Below are 15,071 nucleotides of genomic sequence, written 5' to 3'. Positions count from 1 at the left end.
CCCGATGGTGGGCGCCGGTTTTTTCTTTAGCCGAGTTACAGCGGTCGGATTTTCAACTCGGTCACCCGGTTGCCGTCCTTCGCGGTGACTTCGAACCGAAACCCGTGGAATGAGAAGACCTGACCTACTACCGGGATCATCTGTGCCTCATGTATGACAAGCCCGGCGACTGTATTCGCCTCATCATCTGGCAATGACCAGTCCATCGCGCGGTTTGCGTCGCGGATCGTCATTGCGCCTTCGACCAGATACTGCCCGTCTTCAGTGCGGGTCACCGGAACGTCTTCTTCGATATCGAACTCGTCGGCGATTTCCCCCACGATTTCTTCCAGGATATCTTCCAGCGTGATCAAACCGCGCAATGATCCGTATTCGTCGACCACCAGTGCAAAATGGCTGTGCATCCGCAGGAATTCCCGCATTTGGTCGTCCAGCGTCGTGGTTTCCGGCACAAAGTACGGGTCGTTTGCCACTTTGGAGATATCGAATTCTTTTAGCCGGTTGGTGTCACTTTCACTGGCACCTGCATGGGCATACATGGCGCGGAATAGGTCCTTGGCGTGCACGACACCCACGATGTTTTCGGGCTCATCCCGGAAGACGGGCAGACGGGTGTGCGGGCTTTTCAGACATTGTTGCAGAATGGCCTCGGGCGCGTCGTCGGCATCGATCATCTCGATGTTCGAGCGGTGAAGCATGATCTCTTCCACCGTCCGATCACCCAGATCCAGCGCGCCAAGGATGCGGTCGCGGTCTTCTTTTTCTACCACACCTTCGGAATGGCCCAGCTGCAGCGCGCCCGCGATCTCTTCACGTACGGCAAGAATGTTGCTGTCCGGGTCGATCCGAACACCGAACAAGCGCAAGACACCGCGCACCAGCAGGCGTACGGCTGCGACCATGGGCGAGAAAACCGTCACCACAATACTGATGATCGGCGCGACCAATGCTGCCGCTTTTTCCGCGTTGGTAATGGCATAGGTCTTGGGCAGAACTTCGGCGAAAACCAGTACCAGCAAAGTCATGACAAGCGTTGCCAGCGCCACGCCGCTTTCGCCAAACAACCGGGTGAACAAGGCCGTGGCCAGCGAGGCGGCAAGGATATTCACAAGGTTATTGCCCAGCAGGACCGAGCCGATCAGCCGTTCATTGTCATCGGTGATGTCCAGCGCCTTTTGCGCCCCGCGTGAGCCTTTGTCGGCCTGCGCCCGCAACTTGCCGCGTGACGATGCGGTCAATGCCGTTTCAGAACCCGAGAAAAAGCCCGACAGGACGAGCAAAAGCAGAATGGCGCCTGTGGTAAACCAGAATGCGCCGTCGATCAGAGAAGAAGAGGGTTCCATTGGTCCTTGGTTGTTGGTGTTGCTGCATCCGTTATGGGGGCGCGCCCCCTGCGGATCAAGGGGTTAGCCCTTGTTGTCGGGGTCTTTCGCCAGTGGGTGATGCTCTAACACCAGCTCGGCCAGACGTTCGTCGAGAACATGAGTGTAAATCTCGGTAGTCGCCACATCCGCGTGCCCCAGCAGGGTCTGGATCGACCGCAAATCGGCACCGTTGGCCAGTAGATGCGTCGCAAATGCGTGGCGCAGCGTGTGCGGCGTGACTTTTTCCGGTAACACGCCGCCCTGAACGGCCAATTCCTTGACCAGCAGAAAGAACATATGCCGAGTTAGATGCCCGGATTTGCCGCGTGAGGGGAACAGGAACTTGGATCGCTGGCCGCCATCGGCAACCACTTGATCCTCGGCTTCATCCCGCACCTTTAGCCAGACCGCCAATGCGTCACGTGCAGGTGGAGATAGGGGTACCATCCGCTCTTTTCCGCCTTTGCCCAGCACCAGCAACATGCGCGGATCGCCGCGGGCTGACGACACAGGTAATGAGACCAGTTCGGTCACCCGCATACCGGTGGCATAGAGAACTTCCATCAGGCAGGTATTCCGCACCCGGTCGGCCTTAGTGCGCCCGGTCTGGCGGGCAGCTTGCAGCAGCCGGTCCACCTCGGGTACGTCCAGCGTTTTGGGCAGGCGTTTTTGGCGTCCAGGCCCTTTGATCTGAATGGCGGGGTTGGTGTCGCGCCAGCCTTCCTCGAACGCGAAACGGTAGATTTGTTTGATCGCTGACAATCGTCGGGCACGGGTGGACTGCGCCAGACCTTGGGTGTCGCAGTCGATCAGATATGCCTCGATCTGATCCCGCTCTGCCTCGGCAAAGTTGGTTTTGCGGCGCTGCAGCCAGGCGGCGAAATCCTTTAGGTCGCGGCCATAGGCCAACAGGGTATTGTTGGCTGCCCCAAGCTCGGCCGCCTGCGCTTGCAGGAAGGAGGAAATCCAAAGCTCAGAAGTTGCCGGGGACGCCATGATCATGTGCCCTGCAGGATCAAAAGGTTCAGGGCCGCACGCCGCGCCGTATCCTCAAGGCCCACCTGGCGTAGGGTCGCAATGGCAGCCGTCAGATCGACCAGATTGCCCCTGGCGCCATGAGCAAACATTTCCATCGTTTCAAGAATAGCTTCGCCCAGCTGGTTGTTGTTCAGCATCGCCTGAATGTCCGATGGGATCGGCGCCGCCCAGGCAAAGCCTTGAGCCACCGCATCGGCCAAAGGTGAAGGGCTGCGCGCACGCCCCGGATCACCTTGCGCCAAAGCGGTAAGAAAAAGCGCATCTTCTGATTTGTCCGGCGGAGACTCGGCTGCGGTTTCATAGAGATCGGACAGCAGCAGGATACGCCACCGCAGGTTTTCGGCTTTGTCATCCGGCAGAGAGACTTGTGACAGGCGACCAGCAAATAAATCGGCGAAGGGAACCTCAAGCCCGACACTGCGCATCTGTTCCCACACAAGGGGCAATGCCATGGCGATGGCTTCGGGTTTACCAGTTTCCAGCGCGTTTTCGAATTTCTGAATGGCTGACACCCGGTCCCAGACCGCACCCGACGCCGCCGGGGCACGCTCGGTATACAAGCCCAATAGCTGGTTAGGGGTCAGCGCGCCAATCCGCGTCAGGCGTTCGGCCGCTTCGATCTGGGCTTTCCAGCCCGCCACATCGCGCAGGTCAGCGTTGGCAAAAGCCCGCGGCAGAGGGGCCGAGGGCAAACGTTCGCCAATCGCTTCAAACAATCGAAAAGTCAGCGGATCGGGATTGTCGGGCTGGGGAAGGTAATCGGCATCCTCAAACAGCTCGGGGCTCAGGAAGCGGTCCAGCACATCCAGATCCTCGGGGGGCAAGACTTGCAGCGCATGGGCCGCCTCAAGCGTTAGCGCGGCAGAGTTCCAATCGCCTCGGCGCGCCTTGCAAAAAATCTGGGCTGCATAATCCAGCGATAGGTGCGGTTGCGCGATGAGCGCTGTGCAGCTGCGATCCTCATCCCCGGTCAGTAGCGTTGCATCGAACCAACGCTGAAACCGCGCGCGGCTGTCGGTGGGTCCGGCCAGTTGCACCAGCGATTGCGTCGGATCGGCGGCGCCCAGCTGCATCAAGCGGTCGAGGCGAGCTAACAAGAGGGTTTCCTCCGCACTCGGCCCGGCAGGGGCCCGCGCTTCGGACAATAGCAGCGTGAATAACAGCCGCTGCATTGCTGGGTTGTACTTAACAGGAACCCGAGCGATCAGCTGCGCCAACCGTTCGGGATCACTGTTCTGCCATAGGCTCACAGGCAGGCCCGTTACAGAGGACGACACCAACCCCAGCGGTTGCGACAGCGCCTCAAGCGGTGTGACTTCGATATCTGGCCGCACACCGGTCTGTGTCACGGGCGGTTCCAGCAAAACGGTTCCCGGCAGGTTTTCTGGCGGGTTGCTCAACCAATCAATGACAGAAAGAGGTTCCTGCTGCGCTTGCGCCGAACCGGCCAAACACAGTGCGAACACTGCGGCCTTATTCGACATTCAGGATTACCGGCTCTCGTATCTCGTCTTGCGGCGCCGAGAAATCCGCACCGAAAAACGGCCCAAGATAGGCATATGCCACCAGCCCGATAAAACCCAGGCAAATCAGATATAACAGGAACTTGATTAGACGGCCCATTGCTCAACGCTGCCCCAATTTTCTCTTTTGTCATAGTTATAGCTAGCATTTTTCCTAAGATCACGTCATTCACAGTGAAATGAGCGAAATTAAGCATAACACCCACAGCTCGGACACAGATGCGGGCTTTGCACTGCACAAAACGGTTGTACTTGTAGGCATGATGGGGGCGGGAAAGACGGCGGTGGGCCGTGCGCTGGCCGCGCGGCTGGGCGTTCCCTTTCTCGACAGCGACGCCGAGATCGAATCGGCAGCCAATATGACCATCCCCGAGATTTTCGAACGTGACGGAGAACCGTTTTTCCGCGCTAAGGAATCTCAGGTTATCGGGCGTTTGCTGGATGAGGAAAAAGGCATCCTATCGACCGGTGGCGGCGCGTTTCTGGCGGAACAGAACCGCACAATGATCACGGAACGCGGGGTCTCGGTCTGGCTGCGGGCCGAACTCGAGGTTTTGTGGAATCGCGTCAAACACAAAGACACGCGCCCCTTGCTGCGTACCTCTGATCCTTATGCGACTTTGCGCGGCTTGTATGAACAGCGTGTCCCGGTTTATGCGAAGGCGGATTTGATCGCCGAGTCCGACGGCGAGACCTCGATCGAGAATATGGTGAACCGGGTGGTGGATGCGCTGGCAACACGCCCCGATGTTTTGGAACGGAAGTAATGCATCAAACCGTACATGTAGAGCTGGGCGAGCGCTCGTATGATGTAGAAATCGGCCCGGAATTGCTGGCTCAGGCCGGTACACGGATCGCACCGTTGTTGCACCGGCCCAAAGTGGCGGTTGTGACGGACGAGAACGTGGGCGCGCTGCATCTGGACGCTTTGCGTGACGGTTTAGCCCACGCCGGGATCGAGATGACGTCGCTGACTTTGCCCGCTGGTGAAGCGACCAAAAGCTGGCCGCATTTCGAACGCACTGTAGAGTGGTTGCTGGCTGAGAAAATTGAACGCCGCGACGTCGTCGTTGCCTTTGGTGGCGGTGTGATTGGCGATCTGGTGGGGTTCGCCGCTGCGGCTTTGCGACGCGGAGTACGGTTTGTGCAAATCCCGACCTCGCTGCTGGCGCAGGTCGACAGTTCGGTGGGGGGCAAAACCGGGATCAACGCGCCGCAGGGCAAGAATTTGATCGGGGCATTCCATCAGCCGTCGCTGGTGCTGGCAGATACTTCGGTGTTGGGGTCGATGACCCAGCGCGATTTCCTTTCAGGCTATGGCGAGGTGGTGAAATACGGCCTGCTGGGAGACGCAGCGTTCTTTGAGTGGCTGGAAACCAACGGAACGGATGTCTCAGGCGGTGATATGGCCGCACGGGTGCGGGCCGTAACCCGTTCGGTGCAGATGAAGGCCGATATCGTGGCGCGGGATGAGACCGAGCAGGGCGACCGCGCGCTGCTGAACCTTGGCCATACCTTCTGTCACGCGCTTGAGGCTGCCACTGGTTATTCCGACCGTCTGCTGCATGGCGAGGGCGTCGCCATTGGCTGCGCGCTGGCGTTCGAGCTGTCGTCGCGCCTGGGTCTGTGTTCACAGGAAGACCCCAGCCGCGTGCGGGCACATTTGCGCGCTATGGGCACGAAAACCGATTTGAATGACATCCCCGGCGACCTGCCTGGGGCCGAAGCCTTGGTCGATCTAATGGCGCAGGACAAAAAGGTCATCGACGGTCAATTGCGGTTCATCCTGGCGCGTGGGATCGGTGAAGCTTTCGTGACATCGGACGTCCCGCGTGAGGCGGTGATATCCGTGCTGGAAGACGCCCTGGCGACGGCCTGATCAGCGCCCCCGGATCACCATCAGCTCACCAATGTTTTCCCGGGTGATATAGCCGACCATTTTACCAGTCTGCGTGCAGACGGCGATAGCCGGTGCGCCCTTGTGGAGCGTTTCCAGAACCATCTCAAGCCCGCTGGTCAGTTGCACCCTTGGGATATTGGTTTCCATGACCGACGTGGCGGGGTCGGACCGCGGAGTTTCCCCGGCTAGGGCTGCAAAAAGACGACCGCGGGTGACAAACCCAAGCAATGCGCCGTCATCATCCAAAACGGGAAATTCGTGCTGAGTGGTGTGGATGACTGCCTGCGCTGCCGTCGCCAGCGTATCGGACGGGGACAGAGCGTGGAATTCAGTGATCATCGCATCACGCGCCAGAACCCGCCGCGCGACCGAACGCATGGCCACGTCCTGACTTTCGGAATTGGCGGCGACAAAAACGAAAACCGCAATCAGGACCAGAATGGCGTTGCCGGTACTCAGCCCCCAAAAGCCAAAGGCGACAGCCACGATCTGTCCTGCGATTGCCGCGATCTTGGTTGCCTTCACCCGATCCATTTTGAGACATAACAAGGCGCGGAACACCCGCCCGCCGTCCATTGGGAAAGCTGGTATCATATTGAAGGCGGCCAGCAGCAAATTCACATATGCCAGACGGTTCAACAGACCCGGAACAGTGGTGTCGATCTGCGCCATTGTCTCAAGTGGCATACCGGCCCCCAGCGCGACCAGAATGATCCAGATGACGATATTCACCGCTGGACCGGCAAGGGCCACCCAAACCTCTTGCATTGGCTTTTCGGGCATCCGTTCCAGCCGCGCTAGACCGCCAATTGGCAGCAAGGTTATGTCTGGGGTTTTGATGCCGTATCGCCGTGCCATCAGCGCATGGCCGAATTCATGCGCGACGACGCAGGCAAACAAAGCCAGCACAAAGATCAGGTTTTCGATGGCGGCTGGCAGCCCGCCGCGGGAATAGGCGGCGAAACCGACCCAAGCCAGCAGCAGGAAAAAGGTGACATGGACCCTCAACTCGGACCCCAGAAACCGGCCGAGTGAGAAGGACCATGTCATGATTTGCCTCCGCTACGCTTAGAACGGAATCTCGTCGTCGTCGATTCCACCGGATGCCGGGGCAGGGGCACTGGATTGGCCGCCATAGGGATCGCCGTATCCACCCCCGGCCTGACCGCCGCCATAGCCGCCCGACTGGCCACCACCTCCGCCTTCACCGCGAGCATCCAGCATTGTCAGTTCGCTGCGATAGGGTCGCAGGACCACCTCGGTCGTGTATCTGTCCTGTCCCGATTGATCTTGCCATTTGCGGGTTTCCAGCTGACCTTCAATATAAACTTTGCTGCCCTTGCGCAGATATTGCTCCGCAACCCGAACCAAGGGCTCTGAGAAGATAGCGACCGAGTGCCATTGTGTCCGATCCTTACGTTCTCCGGTATTGCGGTCTTTCCATGTTTCGGACGTCGCGATGCGCAGGTTGCATACCTTCCCACCATTCTGAAACGATCTTACCTCAGGGTCCGCACCGAGATTGCCGATAAGAATGACCTTGTTGACTGAACCCGCCATTTATTTCCCCGTTCTGAATTGATGTATGCGCGCCGAATCTGGCGCAGTGTTTCCCAGCGACCCTATACGGCCTGCGTCTTGGTTGAAACACAGTTACTGCATGCAACACTGAGCAAGAATTTACTCAGGTTCGGTTAACCATGCTTTCATTATAAACTGAGATATCTATACTCCATAAGGTTCCTGACTAAGCGAGATTGGCTTTAATGCGTTTTCTGGTTGGTTGTTTTGTTGGTTTGTGTGTTGCTCTGGTCTCGGTTCCGGTGGCCGCGCAAAACTTGTCGACGAAAAGCCGGAAGGATATTTTCCTTAAACAATCCAAGATTTTGGACACACGCGCCGCAACCCAGTATCGGGGCTCCGAACGGCTTAAACCCAAGACTGCTCAACCGAAGTTTAACAAACGCTATACCGGGAAGTATCGCGGTCAGTATATGACACTAGCGCGTCAGGCGGCACGCAAACATAACGTCCCGGAAGAGCTTTTCCTGCGCTTGGTTCAACAAGAAAGCGGTTGGAATCCACGTGCAGTATCACACAAAGGCGCTTTGGGACTGGCACAGTTGATGCCCGGTACAGCGCAGCTTTTGGGTGTGAATCCGCATGATCCACAGCAAAATCTGGAAGGTGGCGCGCGGTATCTATCCTGGCAATACCGCAAGTTCAAATCGTGGCGTCTGGCGCTGGCGGCCTACAATGCCGGACCTCAGGCGGTTGAGAAACATGGCGGCGTACCACCTTACAAGGAAACCCAGAACTACGTGAAGGTTATCTGGGGCGGTTGAGCTAAATTCGATGCTTAGGTCTCTTTTGACCAGGTACATTTAGCTAAAATGCTTATGAGAAAATTTGTTCAAGTAATGCCAAAGGGCGCCGATCAGAAACCGACGCCCTTTGCACCAATTTTGAAGCCTATTCCGCGGCGATTTTGATGACCGGCTCCATACGGGCCAGAATATCTTCGGCCAGATGACATTTCACCTGATGACCATCGGCCAGAGTTTTCACTGGCGGTACGTCGCGTTCACACAACCCGCCCGGAACTTCGGATTTCCAACGGCACCGGGTCTGGAACGGGCAACCCGGCGGAGGATTCATGGCCGACGGGATATCGCCCTCAAGTACGATGTGCTGCTTCTCGATTGAGGTATCGGCAATAGGCACCGCGCTCAGCAAAGCCTCGGTATAGGGATGGTAGGGCGGGGCAAAGACCTGATCAGTGGTGCCCAGTTCGACCACATGGCCAAGATACATCACCATCACCCGGTCGCTGAGGTAACGCACAATGGACAGGTCGTGGCTGATGAACAGCAGCGTGGTTTTATGCTCGCGCTGAATCTCCATCAACAGATCAGTCACCGCCGCCTGAACGGACACATCCAGGGCCGAGACCGGCTCATCCGCCACCACAATGCGGGCGTCCCCTGCAAAGGCGCGGGCGATACCGACACGTTGCTTCTGTCCGCCCGACAACTGGCGCGGCATTCGATCCGCAAAGGCGCGGGGTAGCTTCACCAGGTCCAGCAGTTCCAGCATACGTTGCTTACGTTCAGCCTCGGAATTGCCGACGCCAAAGATTTCCAACGCACGAATGATCTGACGACCCACAGTCATCGATGGGTTCAGCGTATCGAACGGGTTCTGGAACACCATCTGAACCTCGCCCACGGTCTTGGTGTCGCGCTCCTCAATCGGGACAGCTTCGATATTGCGGTTGTCCAGCAGGATCTGACCGTCGGTGGCCGTTTCCAGCCCCATCAACACCTTGGCGAAGGTGGACTTGCCGCAACCGGATTCACCCACAATGGCCAGTGTCTCGGACTCGTGGGCCTCGAAGCTCAACGTTTCATTGGCTTTTACAACTTTGGTCTCTCCACCCCCGAACAGGGCATTTGCGGCCACCTCATAGTATTTCTTGAGATTGTCCATCTTCAGAATTGTGCGCCCGATTTCGCCCTTTTCCTTCTGTTCAGCCATGGTGATCGGTGCGTTCCAATCGATTTCCTGGAACTTCAGACAGCGCGTGTGGTGCCGATCATTGCCCGGTACCGGCTCCATCAGAATGTTTTGCGCGTCACAACGGCCTTCCTCAAAATAGTCGCAGCGCGGACCAAAGTTACAGCCCGGCGGGCGTTCATGCGGCAGAGGGAAGTTCCCCGGAATGGCCACCAGCGGGCGTGCGTTCTTGTCAGCGCCGGGCAAGGGGATCGAGCGGAACAGCGCCTGCGTGTAAGGATGCTGCATCTCGTCGAACACATCATGAATCGAGCCACGCTCGACCGCTTCACCCGAATACATCACGCACAGCCTGTCACAGGTCTCAAGCACTAGACCCAGATTGTGCGAGATGAAAAGCATCGAGGTGCCGTATTTCTTTCCTAGATCCTTGACCAACTCTACCACGGCGGCCTCAACCGTCACATCCAACGCGGTGGTTGGTTCGTCCAGGATCAGCAGCGCTGGTTTTGACATCAACGCCATGGCGATGACGATCCGCTGCTGTTGACCACCCGACAACTGATGGGGGAAGGAATTCAGCATACGCTCAGGGTCGGGCAAGCGTACATCGGTGACCACCTCAAGCGCGCGGGCATAGGCCTCTTCTGCGCCGACGTCTTCGTGGATCATGGGCACTTCCATCAGCTGCTTGCCGATCTTCATCGCCGGGTTCAGCGAGGCCATCGGCTCCTGATAGATCATCGCGATCTCATTGCCACGAATGTCGCGCAACTCGTCCGAGGTCATCTCGGACAGATCACGCCCCTTGAACTTGATGGTGCCGCCGACGATCCGACCGTTTTTGCCCAAGTCCTGCATGACACCCAATGCCACTGTGGATTTGCCGCATCCTGACTCACCGACCAATCCTACAGCTTCACCCGGTTGCACACTGACCGAGAAATCCATCACGGCCGGAATTTCCCGCAGACGGGTAAAGAAGGAAATCGACAGCTTATCGATCTCGAGGATCGGGCCGTCATAATCCGCCAGTTTGTTCATCGTTTCCTACTCCCTGATGAAATCGATCAAGCGACCATTTTCATCTTTTCGAAAATACTTCGGGGGTCCGGGGGCAGGGCCCCCGGCCTCGATCACATCAGTCCTTCAGACTTTCCTCACGCAGGCCGTCCGCCAGCAGGTTCAATCCAAGAACCAGTGACAACAGGGCCAGCGCAGGCGGAAGGGCAGGGTGCAGATAGATCGACAACAGCTTGCGCCCCTCGTTGATCGTCGAACCCCAGTCTGGGCTTTCCGGTGGCAGCCCCAGCCCGAAGAAACCCAAGGTTCCCAAAAGGATGGTGGTGTAGCCAATCCGCAGGCAGAAATCGACAATCAGCGGACCGCGCGCGTTTGGCAGAATTTCCCACAGCATGATGTACCATGGACCTTCTCCACGGGTTTGCGCCGCCGCCACATAGTCTCGCGTCTTAATGTCCAACGCCAAACCACGCACGATGCGGAACACGGTGGGTGAATTCACGAACACAACGGATACGAACACCACCAGGATGCCGCCAGGAATATCGAACAGGTCCAGATAAGTCGGCAGTCCCCAGATGCGATAGCTATCGGTATTGATGATGTAACCACCGGTCGAGATCAGCGACAGGTAGAACCAGATCGCAACGCCCAAAACCCCGATCAGCAGCGGTGTGCGGAAATTCGGTCGCGTGTAATAGCGTGAATTCAGCAGAACGCCTATGAATAGGATCGGAAAGACGAACAACACAGCAGCCATATAGTTCGGCACGCCCGTCGCTACGATTTCCGGTGTCACCAGCAGGTAGAACAGCAAGATCACCGGGAAGGCCAGGATAAGGTTGGCCAGGAAGGACAGGAACGTATCCAACCGACCGCCATAGTACCCCGCGGGCAGACCCAGAGTGATCCCGACCATAAAGGCAAACAACGTTGCCAGCGGCGCAATCTGCACCACGATCCAGGCACCTTTGACCATGCGGCTGAAGACGTCGCGGGCAAGGTTGTCACCCCCCAACAGATACCAGGTGTATTCCCCCTCTTCCGGGCTGGGCAGAGGTGTTCCGGGAACTTTGTTTTTCATCCCAGAAATCTGTGACAGCGGGTCATGGGTAACGATCAGGTCCAATGCCCCAAAGATGCCGGTGAAAACCCAGAACATCACAAGGCCGAAGCCGATCATGCCGATGGGGCTGTCGAACAGTTTGCCATAAAGGCCCAGACGCCGCTTAAACGCGATCGACATGGCGTACAGGATGATCAGCGACAGCCAGACAGGTAGAAACTGCTGTGAGATCGCACCGATGATCCCCGCGCTGGTACCCAACACGATGCCCAGCACGATATAGGCCACGGCAAGCGCGACACAGGCAGCAAAGCTGTAGCGCAGCGCCTTTTGCGTCAACCCACGCATGCCCGATCCTGAGCTGAGCGTGCCGTCCAGATTCACACTCATCGGCGCCTCGGGCAGTACGATACTGCCAACTATCCAAGTCACGATGGAGACCAGAAGGGCTGCGATTGCGATCATCAGCAGCGGGTTCAGGAAGGCGATAGAGCCGGTCCAGGTAAGTGGTTCCATGTTCTAACCCTCCTTAAGAAATGCGAATGCGCGGGTTGAGGTAGACATAGCCGATATCCGAGATCAGCTGGGTCAACAGCACCACAAAGACCGACACGACCGAAATCGCCAACAGCAACTGGATGTCGTTGTTGCCCGCCGCCTGCACCAGTGCCCAACCGAAGCCCTTGTAGTTGAACAGCGTCTCAACAATCACTACGCCGTTCAGCAGCCATGGGAACTGCAGCATAATGACGGTAAAGGGCGCGATCAGCGCATTGCGCAGCGCGTGTTTCATGACGATGTTGGGGAAGGATACGCCTTTCAGCCGCGCGGTGCGAATGTACTGCGCTGTCATCACCTCGGTCATCGAGGCGCGGGTCATTCGGGCGATATAACCCATGCCATACAACGCAATGGTCAGTACCGGCAGGAAAAAGTTCTCGAAGGTCGGATTGTCCATCGCCTGCGTTGCAGTGCCTTTGAACCATTTCAGACCAACGGTGGATGAGGTGAAGATGGCAATGAAGATCACGCCCGACACATATTCTGGCGTCGCCGTCGTTATGATTGAGAATGTAGACAGAGACCGATCCAGCGCTGAGCCTTCGCGCATCCCGGCCAGTACGCCCACCAACAGGGCTGAGGGGACCATCAGGATCAAAACCCACATCATCAAGTAGCCGGTATTGCCCAATCGCTTGGCGACAATGGTACCGACCTCATCCTTGAAAACAGTGGAATAGCCCCAGTCCCCCTGAAGGATGCCGCAAAACCGGGGCGTGGTTTCCTCGGTCAATCCGGGTCGGGTGCAGGTGCCCACGAATGTGCCGTCATCCAGAGTTTTGGAAAACCCCGGTGCCACGCCCAGCCATTGGCCATATTTGACCAACGTAGGTTGCAGGTAGCCACGATTACCCAGCCAGGCCTCGACCTGTTCGTCGGACATCCGTTGGTTGCCCTGGGTTTTGGCCAGCTTTTCCAAGTTTGGGTATAGGTTGGTCAGAAAGAAGACCACGAACGTCAGGCACAATGCTGTCAACAGCATGACGCCAAACCGTCGGAGGATGAATAGTCCCATGATGGCCCCTGTTTTTCGGGTGTTCCGCAGATCTTTGGACCATTTTCTGGCCTCGGACTTCCGACTTGACGCCGGGTTGTCTGCGGCTGGAAAGGGGCGCCTGGATCAGGCGCCCCCGTTGATTGTCTGACAGGTTTTAGGCCGACCAGCCCCACTTGTAGTGGTGATGTTCGAAAGCGATATGCATATCGGTTCCGACCAGACCATCTTTCATATGGCGATACAGCGCGCGCCAGTAGGGTTGGATGGTCACGCCTTCTTCCTGAATCAGCGCCTCGCCTTTGGCGACCACTTCGCGCCGTTTGTCGGCGTCGGCAATGGCCAGGGCTTCGGTCAGGATGGCGTCGAATTCGGAGTTGGCCCAACCGAACTCGTTCCAAGCTTCACCGGATTTATACGCCAATGCCCAGATCTGTACGCCCAGAGGGCGGTGGTTCCAGTTGGTTGAACTGTAGGGGTATTTCGTCCAGTCGTTCCAGAAGGTGTTCCCCGGCAGAACCGTGCGTTTTACATTGATGCCCGCGTCCCGCAGCTGCGCGGCAACAGCGTCGGTTGTGTTACGGCGCCAGTCGTCGTCAATCGACAGCAGTTCGTGCTCGAAATCAGCCATGCCAGCGTCTTCCATGAGCTTTTTCGCCCCAGCCGGATCGACCGTTTGCTTGGGCAGTTCTGCATAGTCCGGATGGATAGGCCCGACATGGTGGTTTTCAGCCAGCGTGCCACGGCCGCCATAGCCCAATTCAAGCAGAACGCTGTTGTCCACCGCCATTTGCAGAGCTTTGCGCACGCGCTTGTCGGCATAAACCTGTTTGCCGTCAACTTCGGCCAGCTGATTGGGACGGATCACGAGGGTTCCCATGGTGATCACTTCGGATTTCTCATAGCCGAGGCCGTCCATCACATCGATGAATTCACCCACGGATTCGTGCAGCATATCGACTTCGTCCGATTCCAGAGCTGCCAGCCAGGCCGACGGATCGGTACCGTAGTCGATGTATTCGATACGATCCAATGTCGCGGGACCAAACACTTCTTCACCCCACCAGGTGTGGTCAGGTGCGCGCACCAATGTGCATTTGACCCCGACTTCCAGCTCTTCAAGGATGTAGGGACCGGTTCCGACGTTGTTGAGTAGGTCGTTTTCATTGAACGAACTATGCACGATGGCCGACGGATAGTCGGACATGCCGGCAATCAATGAAATATCCGAGCTTGGCAGGTTCAGTTTCACCGTCGTCGGATCAACAACTTCGATCGAGCCTTCGATAGCCTGGCCGGTGTCCGCGTCGATCAGTGTCGCAAAGCGACCTGCCATCGAATTGGTTTCCGAGCTTTTGTCACACCAACGCGCAATATTGCGTGCCACGTCATCTGCAGTGAAATCATCGCCGTTGGTCCACTTCACACCCGGGCGCAGTTTCAGTGTGTAGACAGTGGCGTCATCATTGATTTCCCAACCTTCCAGCAACATTCCGCGGAATGTACCGTCCGAGTTGTATTCGACCAGGTATTCCATTGTGCCGCGGGTTTGGTTGCCCATTTCCGACCAGTCATACGTGCGTGGGTCTTTCAGGGCACGAACGCTCATCTGGACGCGCAGGGTGCCGCCTTCTTGTCTGGTATCTTCGCCCTCGGCGCGGACAGGGGCTGCCAAGCCAATCATGCCGTAAGCACCTACAGCAGTAACACCCAGACCCGTGGCGCGGGTCAGAAACTCGCGCCGGCTTAATTTGCCGTCCCGATATTCCTGAGCATGCATCTCTGCCGCCCAGTGAATCGGTGCTCCGGTAAAGGTTTGCTTATTCATCGATGTCTCTCCCTGTGACATGTTCTTTTTATTGAAGAAGGTTGGAACCGTTCAGACCATATTGAGGCGAACAGCAGGTTCTCGGAATACTCGTTGGATTTTCATCATCCCCATGGGGCTATTCCGCCCTAGAATTCAAATGAGGTCAATGTTCGAAATCGACGTAGATAGCACAAAAACGACATGGCTGGGAGTGTTTGCTGTTGTCTCGGGCCCGCAGCGTCTTATTTCAAGCGATGTATACTGTCGTGAACCGAA

At 57.2% G+C, this 15,071-nt stretch carries 13 protein-coding genes; 3 read left to right on the top strand and 10 right to left on the bottom strand.

The features are described 5' to 3' along the window. Positions 1–35: 35 nt before the first annotated feature. The 4 genes from ACR0AJ_RS01785 to ACR0AJ_RS01770 form a co-directional block, all read right to left on the bottom strand. Positions 36–1,343, bottom strand: a complete 1,308-nt coding sequence (locus ACR0AJ_RS01785) for an HlyC/CorC family transporter (protein ID WP_170348462.1) — start codon at positions 1,341–1,343, stop codon at positions 36–38. 63 nt (positions 1,344–1,406) lie between these two features. Continuing rightward, on the bottom strand, positions 1,407–2,360 hold the full coding sequence (locus tag ACR0AJ_RS01780; RefSeq protein WP_480739930.1) for a tyrosine recombinase: 954 nt from the start codon (positions 2,358–2,360) through the stop codon (positions 1,407–1,409). A 2-nt stretch (positions 2,361–2,362) separates the two neighbouring features. Beyond that, complete coding sequence (locus tag ACR0AJ_RS01775) at positions 2,363–3,886, bottom strand: hypothetical protein (RefSeq protein ID WP_170348464.1); 1,524 nt, start codon at positions 3,884–3,886, stop codon at positions 2,363–2,365. Next, positions 3,876–4,025 (bottom strand): hypothetical protein, encoded by a 150-nt coding sequence (locus ACR0AJ_RS01770; RefSeq protein WP_170348465.1) that lies wholly within the window; start codon positions 4,023–4,025, stop codon positions 3,876–3,878. Before ACR0AJ_RS01770 ends, ACR0AJ_RS01775 begins: the two co-directional genes overlap by 11 nt. A gap of 79 nt (positions 4,026–4,104) precedes the next feature. Between ACR0AJ_RS01770 and ACR0AJ_RS01765 the strand changes: the two genes are divergently transcribed. Both ACR0AJ_RS01765 and aroB read left to right on the top strand, forming a co-directional pair. Continuing rightward, positions 4,105–4,692, top strand: coding sequence for a shikimate kinase (locus ACR0AJ_RS01765; protein ID WP_170348466.1), 588 nt, complete (start codon positions 4,105–4,107; stop codon positions 4,690–4,692). Then, the gene (aroB, locus tag ACR0AJ_RS01760; protein ID WP_480739929.1) at positions 4,692–5,804 is read left to right on the top strand and encodes a 3-dehydroquinate synthase; all 1,113 of its coding nucleotides are present in this window, start codon (positions 4,692–4,694) and stop codon (positions 5,802–5,804) included. Before ACR0AJ_RS01765 ends, aroB begins: the two co-directional genes overlap by 1 nt. Here aroB and ACR0AJ_RS01755 read toward each other — a convergent pair whose 3' ends face one another. Both ACR0AJ_RS01755 and ssb read right to left on the bottom strand, forming a co-directional pair. Next, entirely contained in the window at positions 5,805–6,875 is a 1,071-nt protein-coding gene (locus tag ACR0AJ_RS01755) for a site-2 protease family protein (RefSeq protein WP_170374991.1), read from the bottom strand. Positions 6,876–6,893: 18 nt separating this feature from the next. Next, positions 6,894–7,385: a single-stranded DNA-binding protein gene (ssb, locus tag ACR0AJ_RS01750; protein ID WP_170374994.1), complete on the bottom strand. Its 492-nt coding sequence runs from the start codon at positions 7,383–7,385 to the stop codon at positions 6,894–6,896. Positions 7,386–7,591: 206 nt separating this feature from the next. Between ssb and ACR0AJ_RS01745 the strand changes: the two genes are divergently transcribed. Beyond that, the gene (locus ACR0AJ_RS01745) at positions 7,592–8,170 is read left to right on the top strand and encodes a lytic transglycosylase domain-containing protein (RefSeq protein ID WP_170374996.1); all 579 of its coding nucleotides are present in this window, start codon (positions 7,592–7,594) and stop codon (positions 8,168–8,170) included. A gap of 127 nt (positions 8,171–8,297) precedes the next feature. Here ACR0AJ_RS01745 and ACR0AJ_RS01740 read toward each other — a convergent pair whose 3' ends face one another. The 4 genes from ACR0AJ_RS01740 to ACR0AJ_RS01725 form a co-directional block, all read right to left on the bottom strand. Next, positions 8,298–10,385, bottom strand: a complete 2,088-nt coding sequence (locus ACR0AJ_RS01740) for a dipeptide ABC transporter ATP-binding protein (RefSeq protein WP_480739927.1) — start codon at positions 10,383–10,385, stop codon at positions 8,298–8,300. A gap of 97 nt (positions 10,386–10,482) precedes the next feature. Then, the gene (locus ACR0AJ_RS01735) at positions 10,483–11,946 is read right to left on the bottom strand and encodes an ABC transporter permease (RefSeq protein WP_170348472.1); all 1,464 of its coding nucleotides are present in this window, start codon (positions 11,944–11,946) and stop codon (positions 10,483–10,485) included. Between the two features lie 13 nt (positions 11,947–11,959). Further along, on the bottom strand, positions 11,960–13,006 hold the full coding sequence (locus ACR0AJ_RS01730) for an ABC transporter permease (protein ID WP_170348473.1): 1,047 nt from the start codon (positions 13,004–13,006) through the stop codon (positions 11,960–11,962). 136 nt (positions 13,007–13,142) lie between these two features. Further along, positions 13,143–14,813, bottom strand: coding sequence for an ABC transporter substrate-binding protein (locus tag ACR0AJ_RS01725; RefSeq protein WP_480739926.1), 1,671 nt, complete (start codon positions 14,811–14,813; stop codon positions 13,143–13,145). Positions 14,814–15,071 lie beyond the last annotated feature (258 nt).

The sequence above is a fragment of the Ruegeria sp. CJ9 genome (assembly GCF_056536625.1).
This window is presented reverse-complemented; position numbering and strand designations above follow the sequence as displayed.

What these genes read in the sequence shown, in the direction of transcription:
- ssb (WP_170374994.1), bottom strand. Translation starts at nt 7,385, where the DNA reads ATGGCGGGTTCAGTCAACAAGGTCATTCTTATCGGCAATCTCGGTGCG.
- ACR0AJ_RS01765 (WP_170348466.1), top strand. Translation starts at nt 4,105, where the DNA reads ATGAGCGAAATTAAGCATAACACCCACAGCTCGGACACAGATGCGGGC.
- aroB (WP_480739929.1), top strand. Translation starts at nt 4,692, where the DNA reads ATGCATCAAACCGTACATGTAGAGCTGGGCGAGCGCTCGTATGATGTA.
- ACR0AJ_RS01740 (WP_480739927.1), bottom strand. Translation starts at nt 10,385, where the DNA reads ATGAACAAACTGGCGGATTATGACGGCCCGATCCTCGAGATCGATAAG.
- ACR0AJ_RS01735 (WP_170348472.1), bottom strand. Translation starts at nt 11,946, where the DNA reads ATGGAACCACTTACCTGGACCGGCTCTATCGCCTTCCTGAACCCGCTG.
- ACR0AJ_RS01745 (WP_170374996.1), top strand. Translation starts at nt 7,592, where the DNA reads ATGCGTTTTCTGGTTGGTTGTTTTGTTGGTTTGTGTGTTGCTCTGGTC.
- ACR0AJ_RS01755 (WP_170374991.1), bottom strand. Translation starts at nt 6,875, where the DNA reads ATGACATGGTCCTTCTCACTCGGCCGGTTTCTGGGGTCCGAGTTGAGG.
- ACR0AJ_RS01775 (WP_170348464.1), bottom strand. Translation starts at nt 3,886, where the DNA reads ATGTCGAATAAGGCCGCAGTGTTCGCACTGTGTTTGGCCGGTTCGGCG.
- ACR0AJ_RS01725 (WP_480739926.1), bottom strand. Translation starts at nt 14,813, where the DNA reads ATGAATAAGCAAACCTTTACCGGAGCACCGATTCACTGGGCGGCAGAG.
- ACR0AJ_RS01785 (WP_170348462.1), bottom strand. Translation starts at nt 1,343, where the DNA reads ATGGAACCCTCTTCTTCTCTGATCGACGGCGCATTCTGGTTTACCACA.
- ACR0AJ_RS01780 (WP_480739930.1), bottom strand. Translation starts at nt 2,360, where the DNA reads ATGGCGTCCCCGGCAACTTCTGAGCTTTGGATTTCCTCCTTCCTGCAA.
- ACR0AJ_RS01770 (WP_170348465.1), bottom strand. Translation starts at nt 4,025, where the DNA reads ATGGGCCGTCTAATCAAGTTCCTGTTATATCTGATTTGCCTGGGTTTT.
- ACR0AJ_RS01730 (WP_170348473.1), bottom strand. Translation starts at nt 13,006, where the DNA reads ATGGGACTATTCATCCTCCGACGGTTTGGCGTCATGCTGTTGACAGCA.